The sequence below is a fragment of the Acidithiobacillus sp. TH-A117 genome (assembly GCF_057473465.1).
In genome coordinates, this window is sequence record NZ_JBYCKQ010000003.1 from 1 (window position 1) to 17,389 (window position 17,389).

Annotated in this window: 17 protein-coding genes and 2 riboswitches; of the genes, 16 read left to right on the forward strand and 1 reads right to left on the reverse strand. The window is 54.6% G+C overall.

Features of this window, described 5'->3' with window-relative positions; translation table 11 throughout:
- From AC2VLR_RS00560 to AC2VLR_RS00580, 5 genes are all read left to right on the forward strand, one after another.
- Positions 1–1,094: cytochrome ubiquinol oxidase subunit I (locus AC2VLR_RS00560; RefSeq protein ID WP_486880385.1), on the forward strand; the 1,094-nt coding region annotated here is incomplete at its 5' end.
- A 68-nt stretch (positions 1,095–1,162) separates the two neighbouring features.
- A complete protein-coding gene (cydB, locus tag AC2VLR_RS00565) occupies positions 1,163–2,251 on the forward strand; it encodes a cytochrome d ubiquinol oxidase subunit II (protein WP_486880386.1) in 1,089 nt (362 codons plus the stop codon).
- A 143-nt stretch (positions 2,252–2,394) separates the two neighbouring features.
- The gene (locus AC2VLR_RS00570) at positions 2,395–2,694 is read left to right on the forward strand and encodes a hypothetical protein (protein WP_215842348.1); all 300 of its coding nucleotides are present in this window, start codon (positions 2,395–2,397) and stop codon (positions 2,692–2,694) included.
- A 167-nt stretch (positions 2,695–2,861) separates the two neighbouring features.
- Positions 2,862–4,574, forward strand: coding sequence for an ArnT family glycosyltransferase (locus tag AC2VLR_RS00575; protein WP_486880387.1), 1,713 nt, complete (start codon positions 2,862–2,864; stop codon positions 4,572–4,574).
- A gap of 5 nt (positions 4,575–4,579) precedes the next feature.
- Entirely contained in the window at positions 4,580–5,800 is a 1,221-nt protein-coding gene (locus AC2VLR_RS00580; RefSeq protein WP_486880388.1) for a mannosyltransferase family protein, read from the forward strand.
- Between the two features lie 27 nt (positions 5,801–5,827).
- Here the strand turns inward: AC2VLR_RS00580 and AC2VLR_RS00585 are convergent, their stop codons facing one another.
- On the reverse strand, positions 5,828–6,895 hold the full coding sequence (locus AC2VLR_RS00585; RefSeq protein WP_486880389.1) for a linear amide C-N hydrolase: 1,068 nt from the start codon (positions 6,893–6,895) through the stop codon (positions 5,828–5,830).
- A 246-nt stretch (positions 6,896–7,141) separates the two neighbouring features.
- On the opposite strand from AC2VLR_RS00585, the gene AC2VLR_RS00590 reads away from it, so the two are divergent.
- The 11 genes from AC2VLR_RS00590 to AC2VLR_RS00640 all read left to right on the forward strand — a co-directional run bounded on the left by AC2VLR_RS00590 (position 7,142) and on the right by AC2VLR_RS00640 (position 17,380).
- Positions 7,142–8,287: a serine hydrolase domain-containing protein gene (locus AC2VLR_RS00590; RefSeq protein WP_486880390.1), complete on the forward strand. Its 1,146-nt coding sequence runs from the start codon at positions 7,142–7,144 to the stop codon at positions 8,285–8,287.
- Positions 8,288–8,339: 52 nt separating this feature from the next.
- A riboswitch (Fluoride riboswitch) is annotated at positions 8,340–8,403 on the forward strand.
- Positions 8,404–8,457: 54 nt separating this feature from the next.
- Positions 8,458–9,399 (forward strand): respiratory chain complex I subunit 1 family protein, encoded by a 942-nt coding sequence (locus tag AC2VLR_RS00595; protein WP_486880391.1) that lies wholly within the window; start codon positions 8,458–8,460, stop codon positions 9,397–9,399.
- A gap of 9 nt (positions 9,400–9,408) precedes the next feature.
- Positions 9,409–10,089: a hydrogenase gene (locus tag AC2VLR_RS00600; RefSeq protein ID WP_486880392.1), complete on the forward strand. Its 681-nt coding sequence runs from the start codon at positions 9,409–9,411 to the stop codon at positions 10,087–10,089.
- A 2-nt stretch (positions 10,090–10,091) separates the two neighbouring features.
- Entirely contained in the window at positions 10,092–11,555 is a 1,464-nt protein-coding gene (locus AC2VLR_RS00605; RefSeq protein ID WP_486880393.1) for a proton-conducting transporter transmembrane domain-containing protein, read from the forward strand.
- Positions 11,552–13,057: a hydrogenase large subunit gene (locus tag AC2VLR_RS00610; protein WP_486880394.1), complete on the forward strand. Its 1,506-nt coding sequence runs from the start codon at positions 11,552–11,554 to the stop codon at positions 13,055–13,057. Before AC2VLR_RS00605 ends, AC2VLR_RS00610 begins: the two co-directional genes overlap by 4 nt.
- A 9-nt stretch (positions 13,058–13,066) precedes the next feature.
- A complete protein-coding gene (locus tag AC2VLR_RS00615; RefSeq protein ID WP_486880395.1) occupies positions 13,067–13,858 on the forward strand; it encodes an NADH-quinone oxidoreductase subunit B family protein in 792 nt (263 codons plus the stop codon).
- Complete coding sequence (locus AC2VLR_RS00620; protein WP_486880396.1) at positions 13,848–15,806, forward strand: proton-conducting transporter transmembrane domain-containing protein; 1,959 nt, start codon at positions 13,848–13,850, stop codon at positions 15,804–15,806. The genes AC2VLR_RS00615 and AC2VLR_RS00620 overlap by 11 nt, the downstream gene beginning before the upstream one ends.
- Positions 15,807–15,824: 18 nt before the next feature.
- Positions 15,825–16,202, forward strand: coding sequence for a fluoride efflux transporter CrcB (gene crcB, locus AC2VLR_RS00625; RefSeq protein WP_215842338.1), 378 nt, complete (start codon positions 15,825–15,827; stop codon positions 16,200–16,202).
- 14 nt (positions 16,203–16,216) lie between these two features.
- Positions 16,217–16,534, forward strand: a complete 318-nt coding sequence (locus AC2VLR_RS00630) for a DUF190 domain-containing protein (protein ID WP_486880397.1) — start codon at positions 16,217–16,219, stop codon at positions 16,532–16,534.
- Positions 16,531–16,917, forward strand: coding sequence for a HEAT repeat domain-containing protein (locus AC2VLR_RS00635; protein WP_486880398.1), 387 nt, complete (start codon positions 16,531–16,533; stop codon positions 16,915–16,917). Before AC2VLR_RS00630 ends, AC2VLR_RS00635 begins: the two co-directional genes overlap by 4 nt.
- A gap of 67 nt (positions 16,918–16,984) precedes the next feature.
- A riboswitch (Fluoride riboswitch) is annotated at positions 16,985–17,047 on the forward strand.
- 87 nt (positions 17,048–17,134) lie between these two features.
- Entirely contained in the window at positions 17,135–17,380 is a 246-nt protein-coding gene (locus AC2VLR_RS00640) for a hypothetical protein (protein WP_486880399.1), read from the forward strand.
- Positions 17,381–17,389 lie beyond the last annotated feature (9 nt).

Here is a 17,389-nt window from a genome sequence, read left to right on the forward strand (position 1 = left end):
TCAGTAAAGGCATGCATCTGTTTGCCACCTTCAACGTCGGCCTGTCTTCCAGTCTTTCGGCCATGTGGATTCTGGTCGCTAACTCCTGGATGCAGACCCCCAATGGGGTTGTTCTCAAGGATGGCCTCTTTCAGGTCACCAACTGGTGGCATGCCATTATCAATGACAATTTCGTTTGGGGTTTCCCGCACATGTGGGTAGCCACCGTCGAGCTGGCTCTGTTTTTAATGGCCTCAGTCAGCGCCTGGTTCATTCTGAAAAATCGTAATGCCGAGCTCTTCACGAAGATGTTAAAGCCTACTATCTTGGCTTTAATAGTGGTCACACCTCTACAAATCTATATTGGAGACAGTGCGGGCCAAGACGTAGCGAGAACTCAACCTACCTCACTGGCGGCCATGGAAGGACATTTCCATACGTATTTGCCTGATGGAAAGCCCAATACGGACTGGAACTTGATTGCCATTCCTGATGTAGAAGCTGGCAAGAACCTGTTTTCCATCCAGATACCACACGTACTGAGTTTGTTGGAAACGCATACCTGGAATGGTGTTGTTACCGGAATGGATCAGTATCCGGTCAACGAACGCCCTGATGTCTGGGTCCCCTTTTACGCCTTCCGGGCGATGGTAGGCATTGGTTTCCTTCTGTTTTTCGTGGCAATCTGGGGAAATGTGCTGAGAGTACGTGGTAAGTTCACTGCCACAGAACTACGTAAACATCCTTGGTTCCTGCGTGCTGTGACTTTTTCCGGATTCCTTCCCTTCCTGGCTATTTGGACCGGCTGGTGGGTTCGTGAAGTCGGTCGTCAGCCCTGGGTCGTGTTCGGAATGATGCGCACCTATGAAGGCGTCAGTAACATGAGCGTTGCTCAGGAAGTCGTCTGGTTCGTGGGCTATATCATCTTCGAGCTGGTGGTTTGGGCGGGAGCTTGGTACTTCTTCACCCGCGTTATCCAGAAAGGAGTGGATGGTATTCCTCACTCAGATACCCTGTTCCACGGTCATGATGAAGATCACGAGGTTTCTCAGGCAGGGGGTGGTCATGTTGCACCAACTTTTGCCCACAAACCCATGATGCATTCTGATCGTTAACAGAAAGCCGTCCGAAGGAGGGGAAAACCCCTCCTTCGTTACTGATACAAGTCACCGGAGTTATTACTATGGAACTCAGTACAGATATTGTGCGCATCGTATCTGCTCTCTCCACCTGGTGGTGGATGATCCTCGGATTGATGTTTTTGTTGTATATCGCCTTGGATGGAGCCGACCTCGGCGCCGGCATTTTTGCATTATTTTCTAAAGATGAAGATGAGCGTGGTGCGATCATGGCATCCATGGCCGGCTTCTGGGATGGTAATGAAACCTGGCTGGTGGTCGCTGGAGGCGTACTTTTCGGCGCTTTTCCTTTGGTTTATGGATCTGCCTTCAACTTCTTGATGATTCCCCTGATGCTGGCTCTCTGGGGCATTATTTCACGGGCTATTGCTTTTGAATTCCATATTCATGCCCGTAGCAGTAAACGGATTTGGGGTTGGGCTTTTGCCCTCGGCAGCTTGACCGCACCGTTTTTCGCCGGGGTTTCCCTGGGCGCGGTCTTGCAGGGTTTCCCCATGAAATCCGGTATCGCCATGCAGGGCATTGCCGACCGGGGCTTCACGACCCCTGTCATGCATTATTCAGGTGGCGCCATGGACTTCCTGACCCCCTTTTCCATCTGGACCGGAGTCGGTGCGGTCATTGCCGCCGGATTGGCTGGTGGTTTATTCCTCTGTGCCCGCTTTTTGCCGGGTGATGTGATTCACGAACGCGCCAAGTCCTGGACCAACTGGTTTTCTTTTTTGGCCCTGGGAGCCATTGTCATTACCCTGGTGTGGTCCTATGCCATCTTCCCCTGGGCAGCTGCCAAATGGACCGGCCCCAACTGGTGGATCTGGGCCATCTGGTTTGTCATCGTACTGTTCTTCGCTTTCAAATCCATGACCAACCACTCCATGCAGCACGACTTCACCGCGTTACTCTGGGGTGAAGGGGTAGTAGTTCTGCTCTGGGCTGCCATGTGGGCTACCATGTTCCCCTACATTGTACCGGGTACCTGGACGGTCCACGCCGCCTCCAACCCGGCCAACTCCATGGCCGTGTTCACCCTGTTCATGACCGGCTTTGTCCCCGTGATGATCATGTATAACTGGTATCAGATCTGGGTATTCCGGGGCCGCTTCACCAAAAAGAGCGTTTACGGCGCCCACTGATCACTTTCTCTCAAAGCATACCGGCCACTGCTTCGGCATGGCCGGTTTTTTATCGCCCTTTTTATGACTCTGCGCAACTTTTTCCCGATTGCAGGGGTCAAAAAGTTCACCACTCAGAAACTTAACCTGACAAGGGGATTTTCATGAAATCAAGCCCCATGAACGCTACAGCATTGCTCGGACTCGCCGCCGAACAGCATCTGTCCACGCATTCCGTAAAAAATCCGGATCTGGATGATTTACTGAATGCCCTGGAAGAACGTCACCAGTGCATCAACCATCAATGGCAGGAAATCATGCAGCGTCTGCCCGCAGAAAAACCCGACCAGATGATGGATCAGCTTTTACAAATGGACCAGGAAATCAGTCGTTATCAGCGTTACTTTGTGATGCTCAAGGAAACCCTGCGTCATTGCGCGCCAGATATGCTCAACGCCTCCTGAGCCGTAGCAAACCAGCGAAAAGCAATCCTCCGGAAAATCTTAGACGGGGAGTCTCTGGCGTTGGTTTGAAGGGATAGAGCGCGTATAGTCCGTTATTCGTACTTCCCGGAATTTCGCATCTTGATAGCAAACCCCTTGGCTAGCCGTCCTCCTGGCAGGCAATTCTGATGACAGTCTCCTGCGCTGACCGGCCCCAGGGCTTTCTCCTCAAGGCTATCGCCCTTTTCTTTCTGGCTTTTCTGTTTTTTTCCTGGGACACAGGCAATACCAGTCTCTGGGATATTGATGAACCCATTTATGCGCAAAGTCTGAAGCAACAGATAGCCACCCATAATCTGGTAGTGCCCATCTACAATGAGCGTCTGCTACCCGACAAACCCGCATTGAATTACTGGCTGATGTGGTCCGGAGTCCGTCTGCTGGGCATGAATGCCTGGGGACTCCGCATAGGCTCGGCGCTGGTCGGCGCCCTACTGGTTTTTTACCTGATCATGGCCTTGCGCCGCCTCTACGGTGCACCCGTCGCCCTGCTCAGTGGCATACTCACGGCCACAGCGCTCCACAGCACTGTCATTTTTCGCAGCGCCACACCTGACCCCTTGCTGATTTTGCTGGTCACCGTGGCCTTGTTGAGCTATTTACGCGCTTATATTGATCCGGCAATACGGACCCGCGAACTTCATCTGAGTTATGCGGCCATGGCACTGGCCACCCTCGACAAAGGACCTATCGGGTTTCTGTTACCGGGATTGATTATCGTCGTATTTTTACTGCTGCGGCAGCAATTATCTTTTTTGTGGAAAGCCGGCCGGCTGACTACAGGCATTCCTCTGTTTTTAATGCTCGCCTTACCATGGTATCTGGCAGTGGGCATCGAAACCCACTGGCTCTGGGATCGCCTGTTTATTTTTCAACAAAATATCGGCCGTTTTGATGACAGTATGCAAGGCCACCGGGGGCCGTGGTTTTATTATCTCATCAGCACTTTTCTGGGCATGTTGCCCTGGTCGATTTTTTTGCCCCAGGTAATGGGTGATATCGGGCAGCGGCGCCAAAAGCTTTTGCGGGATGATGGGAAAACCCTGTTTTTGTTGATCTGGGCCTTGCTCTGGATCGCTTTTTTTACCCTATCAGCCACCAAACTGCCCAATTATGTCTGGGAAGCTTACCCACCTTTATTTATCCTGCTGGCAGTCTGGTTCAATAAAATCCGTGCCCGGGAAAGCATTCCCCATCCCTGGGGTGTATTTTTTTCCCTGAGCACTCTTTTTTTGCTGGGTCTTGCTCTCAGCGTTTTTGCGGCCTGGATTTTACCCCTGCAAGAGCTGCATCTGCCCTCCTTGATCGTCATCGGTTTTCCTTACATGCTCGCGGCCTTGATCGCGGGAGCTTTGATGCTGCGACGATATTGGGCTGCAGCCTGGGTAGCTCTAGGAACCGGTAGTGTCATATTGAGCGGACTGCTGGTATTCAGCGTGCTTCCAGCCATCAATCCCCTCAAACCCTCCCAGGCCATGGGCCGTGCAATCGCCGCCGTGCAAGGCAGCAGTCCCTATCAGCTGGCCTCCTGGGACTGGTTTCAGCCAAGTTTTCTGTTTTATGCCGGGCGCGGCGACATGCCCATCCATCATCTGACTGCTTTGGCGCAATTATCTACACTGTTGGGTCCTGAACCACTTTACCTGGTGTGTCCTGCCAAAGACGTTCATGCGGTCCGGGCAGGCACGCCTCCAGGCTACCAAACGACCCGGCTCATGACCGCCTATGAAATATACAGCCACCAAAAAATCAGCTTGCTGGACATCCGCAAGCGCACTTATTCTGCAATCATCGATCATAAACCCCGGGTACCGGATGCTGTTCCCGGAAACATGGAATAACGTGCATGCCCGGGCCCAGTATTTCCATCCGTAAAACAGCGCAGAACTGGCGCGGCTCCGTTCTGGCCATCGCCCTCAGTGCTCTGGCCATCTATGTGGGAACCTGGGTCGGCTATTACCTGTTCAGTCGTGGTCTTGATCCCGTGTCAGGTTCGCTGGCGCAAGCGCTCATCAACTGGGATGCCAAGTGGTATATGAATATTGCCACTCAGGGTTATCAGTACATACCCCATGCTGATTTTGGCCAGAACATCATCTTTTTTCCACTCTACCCGGCCATATGCGCAGGCCTTGGCATGATCTTGCCGATTCCGATACCTGCCATTGGTATCGGGCTGGCCATTTTTTGGGGGTTAGTCTCGGTACTTCTGTTTCAACGTCTTGCCGAAGCCTGGCTGGACGCCCGGAGTGCCACATTTGCCACCCTGACTTACGCCCTCTATCCCGCCGCTGCTTTTTTTATCAGCGCTTATCCCACGTCCTTGATGAACTGCCTGGCTATTGCCACCTTACTCGCCCTGCGCCGGCAACGGCATTTTCAGGCTGCGCTCTGGGCCGGCATAGGCACGGCGGCGGGGCCATTGATGGTCTTTTTCGCCTTCGGCACCTGGCTGGTTGTACTTTGGCGCCTCTGGACGGCCCGGCAAGATCCCGGATGGATCCCGGCGTTGAAAAGCCTGGGCCTCGGCATTATTGCCTGCAGTGGCCTCATATTGTTCATGATTTATCAATGGTACCTGTTCCGAACCCCTTGGGCATTTGTGGTCGCCCACGGTCCGTATATCGGCCATTTGTCACCACTGCAAAAGCTGCAAAACATCCTGGAGCTCTATCCCTTCTGGGGTGGCGACTATACACCGCTGATCCAGTCTTTACTCCTTCAGCCGACGGTACTGAACCCGGCACGCAGTGTCTATTTTTTGATGAACGCTTTGGTCTTGCTGGCCAATCTGACTACTTTGGGAGTGCTATGGCGACGCCGCCAATGGTCCTTGCTGATCATCAGCATCCCGCTGATTGGGGCTTACCTCTGGTTTCAGGCTGCCGCTCAGGGGCCCGTATCCACTTATCGCCTGCTTTATCTCAACCTGCCCCTGTTTCTGGCGGCAGGTTGGTTGTTTCAGAGCGCGACCCAACGCATCTGGCCGCGCCTGTTGCTGATTGCAGAAGCGGCTGCCCTCATTCTTCAGGCAGCCTTTTTCATATCCGGGCATTGGGCGTTTTAGGCAAAATCACCCTTTGCTGCAAGCACCTCAGGGCTGCGTTTTTTCCGGGGATACGGACACAAACTCAAAAGGCTTGCTGACGGGCTTGAAATCTGCCGTCACATCACCGGAATAAACCTGCCCCTGACCCATGGGCAATTGCAACTCCGGTGCTCCTTTTTTGAGATCGGCCTTATTCAGGTTCACCCAGAAAGTATCCATAGTACCCACCGGATTATAGTAGTACTTCAGACCGGTCTGGTCTGCCACCACCCGCCAGCGCGTGGAGGAAATATTGGGTTGCCCCGGCGTGGAAATGCCCATAGGCACAGAGACGTTGTTCATCACGCTCATCACCTCTGCCACCCCTTTAGACTGATTGGCCGTTTTGGGAATGGCATGAATATAGAATTCTGCCCGCGCAAAGCGGTCAGCGGCACGATTGGTCCCTGGCAGGAAAGTGGTCCCGCCAATCTGATCCCAGTATTTTTCAATGGCTAACTGCTGCGAATATTCGGGATCATTGGTCATCACCTGATATTCCCGTCCTTCATGGATCACCAGCTTGCCATCAATATATTCAAAAATGGCGCTGTTGCCATTGGCATCGGAAATGGACAGATGCAGGGTCGTATAACGATCCGTACCCGGAATCCGGTCGGATACGACACACATCGGATGGGCCTTGATAGAGGCAACTGCTTCCTTGACCGAAGCAAAATTATCCAGGAAATACTGTGCCCAGGCGGCAATACTCAAACGCGGTTCCTTGCCGCAATCATCAGGATACTTGCTTCCCGCCAACCATAGCATGTTGGCCACCAGCCCTTTCTGGTTCATGCCATCACTTACCCCGGCCTGGAGGGAAGTCACCACGACACTGCCATATTTGGAAGTCCAGTGAATGGAATTGCGTCCGGCACCGCCTTCGTGGGCCAATCCCCGAGGGAAAATCCATACCCGTGAATGCATGGGATCTTTCCAATCCATAGTGCGGCCCGTGATGACCAGACCATCTTTGCCATGGTAGACCACCCGTGTGCAGGCATTGGCCGCGCCCGCTGACAGCAATGCCGCGACCCCGCCCAATAAAACCCAATTCAGCCTTTTTTTCATAGTCACTTCCTCTTTGTGAATAAAAACCATTTGTTGTATTTACTATTGATGGTTTATAGCTAAAATCCTTACACAATGAAACCCTTAAACATCCTGGTCATATCACTGATCCATGACGCCCTTCAGGGGCTGCATTTGTTTGAATGATGCGCTGGCGGTATTCTAGGGAAGGAACGGTAACCCGGTACATTCGCGGCTGCATCACGTTCACCCGTCAAAGCTCTCTTGCAAAAGGACCTGAATGCCATGATTTTTATCAAACGATTCTTCTTGTCTGCCGTAGTGTTATCGGGCATGACGGCGGCGGTATCGGCGCAGGCTACAGGCTTTTCGGGACTTTCCGGATTCCACAATACCACCACCATATATTCGCAATATATTGCCGAGAGTCTGCACAAGGCCGCCGTGCCGGGAGCCATTGTCGGCATCTGGCAAAATGGCCGCCCCGCCTATTTGCGTGCTTTTGGTGACGCCGATTTAACCAAAAAGACCCCCATGACCACACGCATGCTCATGCCGGTCGGCCAGGTCAGCAGCGCTTTGACCGTGCGCGCAGCCCTGAAACTAGCCCGAGCCGGGAAAATCCAGCTCCAGGACCCGGTGTCACAGTACCTGCAAGGTATTCCTGAGGGTAACATCATTACGGTGGCCGACCTCGCCGTGATGCGGAGCGGACTGCCGGATTACCTGAGTGACCCGGCTTTTATCCAGGAAATTAAAACCCATCCGGAAACCCGCTTGAGTCCTGAGCAACTGTTGCACTACAGTTTTGCACAACCCCTATTATTCAAGCCCGGAAGCCGCTTTGCGTATTCTGCCACCAACAGCATCGTTCTCGGCCTGATTATTGAAAAAGTCACGGGCAAGCCCTTGTCCCGGGTCATTGCCGAGCAGATTTTGCAACCCCACAAGTTACACAACACCCATTTTTCGACCAGCTTCGCCGACCCCTTGCTGGAAGCAATCGGTCACACAGTCAATAAATCCAATAAATTATCTGCGACCGCCTGGAATCCTTCACAGTTCTGGGCTGCAGGCGCCGTGACCGGGTCCGCAGAGGACATGCGGCGCTGGGCGAGGATCAATGCCAACCTGCAACCCTACACGCCGGTTCTGAATTCTTTTAAGCCCCATTCCGCTGATGAAAAAAACACCCCTATACATTATCGCTGGGGATCCCTGGACAATAACGGCTGGATTGGCAATGTCAGCCGTCAGGCGGGTTACGAATCCGTGGTCATCTATGCCCCCAAAAGCAAGGACACCATTGTGATTTTTCTTAACTCCGATGCCACCGACCAGGGCGTATCGGTTGCTGCCCGGCTGGCCCAGCATCTGAGCCGCTTCATTAGTCCTCACGCCATCTTTTTAGCCGATGCTCGCCCTCAGTGAGTGAAGCGTCAGTAGGAGCTTGACCCATCTGCGCGCTCTGCCTATCATTAGCTCAAATTATGGCGATGGATTCCGCCCAATAACCGCCTTTATAGGCTAATGACTCCTACCTATCTCAAGTGCAAGCTTGGGGTATTGGGTGTTATTAAAGCTGATAAGGGAGATGAAGTATGCTGGGTTCCATCCTTCTGCAATGCGGGCAAGTGCTGACAGTCATGTTGCTTGCCCCCCTGCTGCACGGTTTCATCACCACCGTGGAAGAGCGCGTCCAGCGCGGTCAAGGTCCCTCCATTTTCCAGCCCTACCGGGATCTCTGGAAACTTTTCAATAAATCCCTGCTGGTTCCAGAATCTGCCACCTGGGTGTTCTTTTGGGCACCAGTCGTCGCTTTTACAGCGATGCTGATTGTCCCCATGCTCATCCCGGTGCTGACCAACTTTCCCCTGCCCTTATCCGATATGGGGGACATTCTGGGGGGCGGCCTGATCCTGACCCTGGGCAGTTTTTTTATCCTGCTGGCGGGGCTGGATACCGGCCAGCCTTTTGGGGGCTTAGGCTCCAGTCGCGCCGTGATGCTGGGCATTCTGGCCGAACCGACCCTGATCCTGGTTTTTGTGGGCATCACCTTTCTCGATCACTCCATGCTGCCCTTTGTGGCCAATCATCTGCTCGCCCAAAATCCCGTGGCCTATTGGAGTCCGGCACATATTTTTCTGATTCTGGCCTTTTTTATTCTGCTCACCGTGGAAACTGACCGCCTGCCCATTCATTCCACCATCCCCTACGAAATCTACATGATTGATGAGGCGCGCATTCTCGAATATTCGGGCCCACTCCTCGCCTTGCTGAAATGGGCGGGGTGGATGAAGCAATTCATCCTCTATACGATTTTTCTCAATGTCTTCCTGTTTCCCTGGGGATTATCTACCACCGGCAGTTTTCCTTCGGTCCTGCTGGCGTTGCTGATCATTCTCGCAAAATACGGGTTCATCGGACTGTTGATGGTGGGCGTGGATACCATGCAGTCCCGGCTGCGCTTCTATCGCTATCAGGAACCTTTGGCACTGTCCTTTCTTTTCGCGGTATTGGCCATTGTGGCCGATCAACTCTAGGAGCGGCACATGCTGATCTTTCATCTGGGTCCACTGGCTACCTCCCTGTTCAGCCTGCTTGCCATCCTTGCCCTGGTCCTGTCCTTTGTCATGCTGGCTTCCCACTGGCTGAAAAATCATGTGTACGCTTTCGCGGCAGAATCCTGGACCATTGCCGCCATCTCCGCCTCCATTGGCTATTACGGGCATTACCCCGAGCTCTACATTATCGCGGCCTTGACTGCCTTGTTTCGCGGAACGTTCCTGCCTTATCTGGTCATCCGTCTGGTGAATCGTCTGGATATCCAGCGGGAATTCACCCCCCTGCTCAAACCTTCATCCAGCATGATACTGGGTGCGGCGCTGGTCATTTTCTCCTACGAGGTGTCCCGGCAACTCGGCATTGCCCTGCACTTGACCGACAATATTGCCGTTCTCGCCCTGACCTGCATGTTCAGTCTCAAGTTGATCGGTTTTTTGATGATGATTTTACGCTCCGAGGCCATCAGTCACATTCTCGGCTTACTGGTCATTGAAAACGGTATCTTTCTGGGCTCCCAGATTCTGGTTCCGGGCATGCCAGCCCTGCTCGAACTGGTGATCATTTTCGACCTGCTCACCATTGTCATGGCTTTCGGTATGCTGGTGCGTTTCCTGCAGACCCATGCCGGCACCACCAGCAGTCGTGGCCTGCAAAAACTGGTGGGTTGAACATGGTCAATTTTGCTGCTCTGATTGCCGCGCTCTGGATCATCCCCGGTGTCGCCATTATCGTGATGCTGGCCCTGCGCCGCCCGCGTCTGGCGGAATATCTGAATCTGCTCACGTCCATCACCGTGTTTGGGCTGACCCTGGCCATTCTGGTGGCCGCACCCGATAAGCCTCTGGTTACCGGCGCCCGCTACATTTTGCTGACGCCGCTGGGGGCCTGGGTGCTGTTCTGTGTGGGATTGGTGTACCTGCTGGCTTCCATTTATGCCATTGGCTACATGCGCCTGTTGCCTGAAGAAAAGCCGCGACTCCACAAATACTACGCCCTGCAGGCGGGTTTCGCGCTGACCATGCTCATTGCGCCGTTGATGAACAATCCGGGCATTTTCTGGATTGCCATTGACTTTACAACCATTGTCAGTGCCTTTCTGGTGGGTTTCGAGAAAGAGGCGGAGTGCATTGAGGCCGCGTGGAAATACCTGATTGTGGTGTCTGCAGGACTGGCCCTGGCCCTGCTCGGCATCATTCTGTTTTACTGGGGAGGCACCTTCGTGCTCGGACCGACTTATGCGCTGACCTGGGCCAATCTCCGTGAAGTTGCCCCCAAGGTGCCGGAAACCTTGCTCTTTCTGGCCTTCCTCCTGACTCTGGTGGGGTTTGGCACCAAGGTTGGTCTGGCCCCCATGCACACCTGGCTTCCCGATGCCCACAGTGAAGGCCCGGCTCCGGTGTCCGCCATGCTTTCCGGCGCCTTGCTCAATATTGCCCTGCTCGGGATTTATCGCTTTCTGGCCATTGTCGATAGCGGTGGTTACAGCGTCATGGGCCACACTGCCCTGCTGGTATTGGGGGTACTTTCTCTGTTCGTGGCTGGACTGTTCATCGTCCGTCAGGATGGCGCCAAACGCATGCTCGCCTATTCTTCCCTGGAACATATGGGGGTGCTGGCCATAGGTTTCGGTTTTGGCGGGGCCATTGCCTTTGCGGGTGCCATGTACCACATGCTCAATCACTCCCTGAACAAGTCCCTGATGTTTTTCGGGGCAGGCAACATGATGCGTGCTTACGGCACCAAATCCATGAGCAAAATGCGGCATGTACTGCGCTACTATCCGGTGAGCGGCACTGTCTGGCTGCTCGGCGCGGTCGCCATTACCGGCGCTCCGCCATTCGGCTTGTTTTTGTCGGAGCTGACCATCCTCCGTGGTGGCATTCTCAGCCCCAACCCCTGGGCGGTCTGGGTGATGGCGATTCTGCTCATTCTCATTTTTACCGCTTTCATGAATCATTTCCGGCGGATGATCTGGGGACCGGAACCCGAACCCGATACGGCGCCGACCCTGAAACTCTCTCTCTGGAATACTCTGCCCATGTGGCTGGCACTGATCCCGGTACTGGTGTTGGGCTTGTGGTGGCCCACCGGATTGTGGGGATTTTTTCAACATGCCTTTCTGGTGCAGCCATGAGTATGGAGAGTTCATTGAGTTCGTGCAGCACCCGACTGATTACGGTAGATCAACTCGTAGATGTCGCCAGGGAATGTCTGAATCAGCAGATGCGCTTTTTGATGGCTTGGCATGACTGGGAGGACCAGGAATGTGTGGTCCGTTATTTACTCAGCCAAAAAGGCCAGGCGGAATTTGTGCTGCTGGAAGTGCGGGGTACCGATACGCTGCCTTCCCTGGCTGCTGTAGTCCCGCTTTTAGGCTGGTATGAACGGGAAATGCACGATCTGGGTGGCCTTGAGTTCAGCGGACATCCCGAGCCCTTTCCCCTGATCATTCATGAAGGTTTCAGCATCTCCCCGCCGCCTCTGGGCCGAACGACTGCAGACGGCCATTTGCAAGGTCATTTGCATGGAGGTTACGAGCCCCCCAGCATGCCCGAAGTGCAGAGTGATCAGGTACAGGATTTGTACTGGGGGCCGGTACGTGGCGATGTGGTGGAAACCGGTGAATTCCACTACTCCTACATTGGCGAGGCCATTCTTCATTATCATCCCCGGCTGTTTTTCAAACATCGGGGCTTGGAAGCACGCTTTGCGGGGCAGGATGCCGTGCGCAGCGTCTATCTGGCTGAACGGGTATCGGGGGTGGGTAGTGCCTGTCACGCCCTGGCCTACTGTCAGGCGGTGGAAAATGCCTGGGGCATTGAAGTACCGCTGCGGGCGCAGCTGCTGCGCGTCATCATTGTGGAACTGGAGCGACTGTATAATCATTTTCACTATTTTGGCCAACTGGCCAAAACCACCACCCTCAAAGTCGGGGCCGCCACCGGCTTTCTGATGGAAGAGCGAGTCAAACAACTGGCGGGCCAATTGACGGGGTCCCGCTATTTGCGCAGCCTGCTCTGCGTGGGTGGCCTGCGGCGGGATCTAGCCGCCGAACATCTGGCCAGCGCCCTGGAAGGCATCATCGACGAAGGCGAAGCTTACCTGCATCGTCTGCATCAGACTGCGACCCATCTGGACCGCCTGATGGGCACCGGGATACTTTCCCGGGAAGCCGCCTTCGATCAGGGAGCTACCGGCCCGGTCGCCCGCGCCTCGGGGCTGGACCGGGATTTACGCCGGGATCACCCCTATGCGGCTTATCACAAGCTGCGTTTTAACGTACCCGTCCGCGAGAAGGGGGATGCCATGGCGCGCAGCGAGGTTCGCGCCGAATCCCTGCGCGAAGCCCTGGCCTTACTGGTGCAGGCATCCGGACGTCTCAAAGCCGGTCCGGTACAGGCGGAATATGCGCCACCTCCAGGAGAGCAGCAGGGCCTCGGCTGGGCGGAAACCCCCCGGGGCACACTCATGTACGCCGTGCGCATCCGTGACAGGCGACTGCAACGGGTCAAAATCAAATCCCCGTCATTTTCCAACTGGCGCGTATTCCCGCTGACGGTACATGGTACCAACATGATGGATTACGCCATCAACGAAGCCAGCTTCGGCCTCACCATTGCCGGCTGCGACCGTTAGGAGAAAATCATGCCTCTATGGACCTGGACAGGACTCAAAGCCGGCAAAGCCGCCACCCGCTGGCCACACAGCGGTTCCGACGGGCAGGAGGGCGTCCTCGGCATGCCGCGTCTGGATATCGATAAATGCCGCAGCGGTTGCGACCTCTGTGTCAACAGTTGCCCTACCCAGGCCATTCATCAGATAGAGGCTGAACCGGTCATTGATTACGGACGCTGCATTGTCTGCCAGCGTTGCGTGGAAGAATGTCCCGAAGGCGCCATGCAGAGCTCTTATGACTGGGCCTTTGGCGTTCGCCAGCGCAGCGACCTGACCTGGTCAGCGGCTCTGGAAAGTCATGAGGCGGAACACCTGCGCAAACGCATTGCGTCCAGCCAGCGGCGCAGCCTGCATATCCGCCATGTGGACGCCGGCTCCTGTAATGCCTGCGAAGCGGAAATCAGCGCCCTGGATAATCCTTTTTACAACTTGCATCGTCTCGGCATTTTCTTTACCCCTTCCCCACGCTTCGCCGATCTGCTCATGGTGACGGGTCCGGTGACGGCGCCCATGCACGACGTGCTGCTGGCGACCTGGGAAGCCATGCCCGAACCCCGCAGCGTGATCGCCACCGGCACTTGCGCGGTTTCGGGAGCGCCCATGGATGGCGGATATGCCGGGGGATCAGGACTGGAAAAAATTCTTCCTGTGGACATCTGGCTGCCGGGCTGCCCACCCAATCCCGCCGCCCTGATCCATGCACTACTGCTGTTACTGGAGCGCATGCCCCAACGTGTCAGCGGAGGCCAATATGCTGAATAGTTTTCTGCTGGCAGCCGGATTTTTTGTCCTGGCCATCGTCCTGGGCCTGCTGCGACTGGCCCCAGGCGCGCGCATTGCCCTCATTATCGGCACCCTGGCCACCTTGTCGGGCAGCGTTCTCAGCCTTTCGTCCGGAAACAGCTCCGGTCAGCTCTGGTCACTGGGTGACATTACCGTCACCTGGCACCTGCAAGCAGCGGCTGCCTGGTTGATATTCTGGGGGGGGCTCGCCGCACTAGCAGCTTTTCTGTCGCCGAGCCGCGCCAAAAATCCCGGTATCTGGATGTCCGGGGCGGGTCTCGCCTTGCTGGGATGCCTGGGCATTGCCGGCCTGCAGGAAGGCATTGCTTTTTTGATCGCCTGGGAATTTCTAAGCTTCGGCGGTGCGATCATGCTTCTGGCCGACGGCTTGCAGCAAGACGAAAAAGGTGGCCAGGCCAATTTATACATGTTGGCCCTGCTGGAGGTAGGTGCTGTCGCCCTGCTGCTCTGCCTGCTTTTGCTTGGCGCCCACAACACGGAGTTTGCCAGCTGGGCGGGCGCATGGGCAGGCTATGGATCCGCCGCCTTCGGTATTGCCATTCTCTTTATCATCGGTTTTGGCGCCAAGCTCGGCATCCTGCCCTTCTATGAGTGGTATCCCGGCGCTTATGGCAGCGGCAGTGGTGCTTCCGGAGCCTTGCTGTCGGGTATTGTGCTCAATGTCGCCTATTTTGCCCTAGGGAGGGCCATGCTCGACTGGTTACCGCGCAGCAGTGCGACCGGCACCGGTATTTTGCTGGTGGCCCTGGGAACTATCACCGCCATTCTCGCCATTTTATATGCCTTTCAACAGGAAGACTGGCGGCGTCTGCTGGCTTTTTCCACCGCTGAAAATGCCGGACTCGCCGTGGTTGCCCTGGGTGCGGCGTCCCTGTTCCGGGCGGATGGGCTCACCATGCTCTCTACCCTGGCATGGACCGTAGGACTCATCCATCTGGGTGGTCACAGTCTCGCCAAGGGCAGCATGATGCTCAGCGCGGACCGGGTTGCCGGTGTCCGGGGAAGCTATGTCATTGCCCAAAGCCGGCTATTGGCAATGGCTCCCTGGACTCTCGGCATCGGTGCGCTGCTGGGTGCCATGAGCCTGGCCGCCATGCCACCCACGGCCGGTTTTGCCGGTGAATGGTATTTATTCCAGACCGTATTCCAGGATTTTCACCTGAGCAGCTCTGCTGCCCGGGTCACTTTGGCCCTCGGTGGCGCCGGCCTGGCACTGACTGCCGCCATCGCCCTGGCCACCATGATCAAAGTGTTTGGATTGGGCCTTCTGGGCCGTGAGGAAAATCATCAACCCGTTTCCGGACGCTGGCCGATTCTCGGTCTCGGCTTGCTGGTGCTGGCCTATGCCGCAGCCCTGCCCTGGACGCTGGGTTTCCTCGCCCAGGACAACTGGCCAGCCGAACCGGCCGCTCTGCAGGCCATGGTGAAAGGGCCGATTCTGATTCCCCTGCGCTTCCATTTCGCCTTTATTTCCCCGCCGCTGTTGCTGCTGATGGGCCTATTGTTGTCGCTCATTCCCCTGGCGCTGCTGGGCTGGAGTCATCTCCGTCAGGGCCGCAAACGGGTGCCGGTCTGGGGACATGGTCTGCGGCAGATTCCGGCCAATAATGCAGTGACCGCCCTGGCTTTTTCCAATGCCTTGCGGGAATTTTACAGCTTTGTGTATCGACCCAGTACCAACACCCGCAGAAGCCATACGGAACGTAATTATTTTGTGCGGGAACTGCATTTTGATTATAGCCAAGCGCCGGTATTCGGTCCCTGGTTATTCCGGCCGATTGTGCGCTTCATTCAGTTTTTGAGTGATCGCATCGGACTGGCTCTGCAAAATGGTTCCTTGAATGCTTATCTGGCTTATATAGGATTATTGCTGATTATCATTTTTGCGAGTGTTTTTTATATTTAATTCAGTTAAGGAGTAGAAATGTTTGCCACCTTCGGCTTCATTGCCATATTTGCAGTATTGGGTGCCTGGGCTCGATATGGTCAGAGTTTGCTGGTGCAAACCGTATTTGGACGAGATTTCCCCTGGGCCACACTGAGCATCAACATCATGGGCTGCTTCATCATGGGTTTTTTGTTTTTTGAAACCCTGGAGCGCATTTCCCTCAGTCCGGAATTGCGTACCGGCATGCTCACCGGCGGTCTGGGTGCCTACACCACTTTCTCGACATTTTCCCTGGAAACCCTGGTACTGTTTGAAAATGGCGATACCGTCAAGGCTCTGATTTACATGTTTGCTTCACTATTCCTGTGTGTGGCAGCGGCATTTGCCGGTGCCTGGATATCCCGCAGTATCTGAGAGGAGTAACAATCATGACCAGCGTTTCTGTAGTGCGAATTTACATCAAAGAAGGCGACAAACATGGCGGTCATAACCTGATGGAGGAAATATTTCGCATGCTCCATGATCAGTACAAAGTCCATGGCGTGACGGCCTTTCGCGGTATTGCCGGCTTTGGCAGCAAAGGAGTGGTCCATGCTGATGATGTTCTGCGCCTGAATGTCCATCTACCTTTGGTCCTGGAGTTTTTTGATGAGCCGGAAACCGTGGATGCGGTGATGCCACACCTGCTGGAGCTGGTTCCCGGTAATCATATTTTACGCTGGGAAGCCGACTGCGGCTGTGCATGAATCATCACTACTGTCCGCTCTGTTATGCCGAAATTCCCATTGGCAGTGTCATCTGTCCGCTATGTGGCCGTGACATTGAACGCTGGGAGCGGGAAACGCCCTATTTTGATCGACTGATCTGGGCTCTGCGCAACCCCCATTCTGAAGTACGGATGGGCGCCATTCTCAGCCTGGCTAACCAGAAGCGTCCGGAAGCGGCGGGCCCTCTGGCCGATTGTGCGGCCCGGTATCCCGTGGATGTCGTTCAGGGTATGGCAGTGCTGGATGCCATTGAACGTCTTCCGTCCGGATCAGAAAAACGCGAAGCACTGGAGAAACTCAGCCATCACCCCGCGCATGCCGTCAGGGTTTCAGCGGTCGAAAAGCTGTCCGTATTATCGTGAATTTTAATATATACTGTAGTATAATTTGGGGAATTAAATTTGACTGAAATGATTTAATTTTGTACAATTAATTGATGGTGATGAAGTCCACCAAATAACCGCCTTTGTGGCTGATGACTTCTACATTGACCGAATTAAAGTTTGGCATGTGGAGGGTAATTTGTCATCATCGCAATCTTTTACAGTACCAAATTTGCGTCCAAAACAGCCCATAGTTTTGAAGCAATCGGTAGAAGCGCTGGCCACCCGAGTTTCCCGAAAAGCCGAAGAATACTCACGGTCTGGTGTAGATTTGTGGATATGCGCCAGTGGAACAGCCCATGTTCTGCCCATGATTTTACATTCTTCTCTCCAGAAATCCGTCAAAACGGATTGCGAATTTATTGGTCACTATCAACATCCCTGCAGTTATAGAGATATTATTGAGGATATCGAATGGATTCTGCGCAAACCGGTTTGTTAAGCGGGGTGG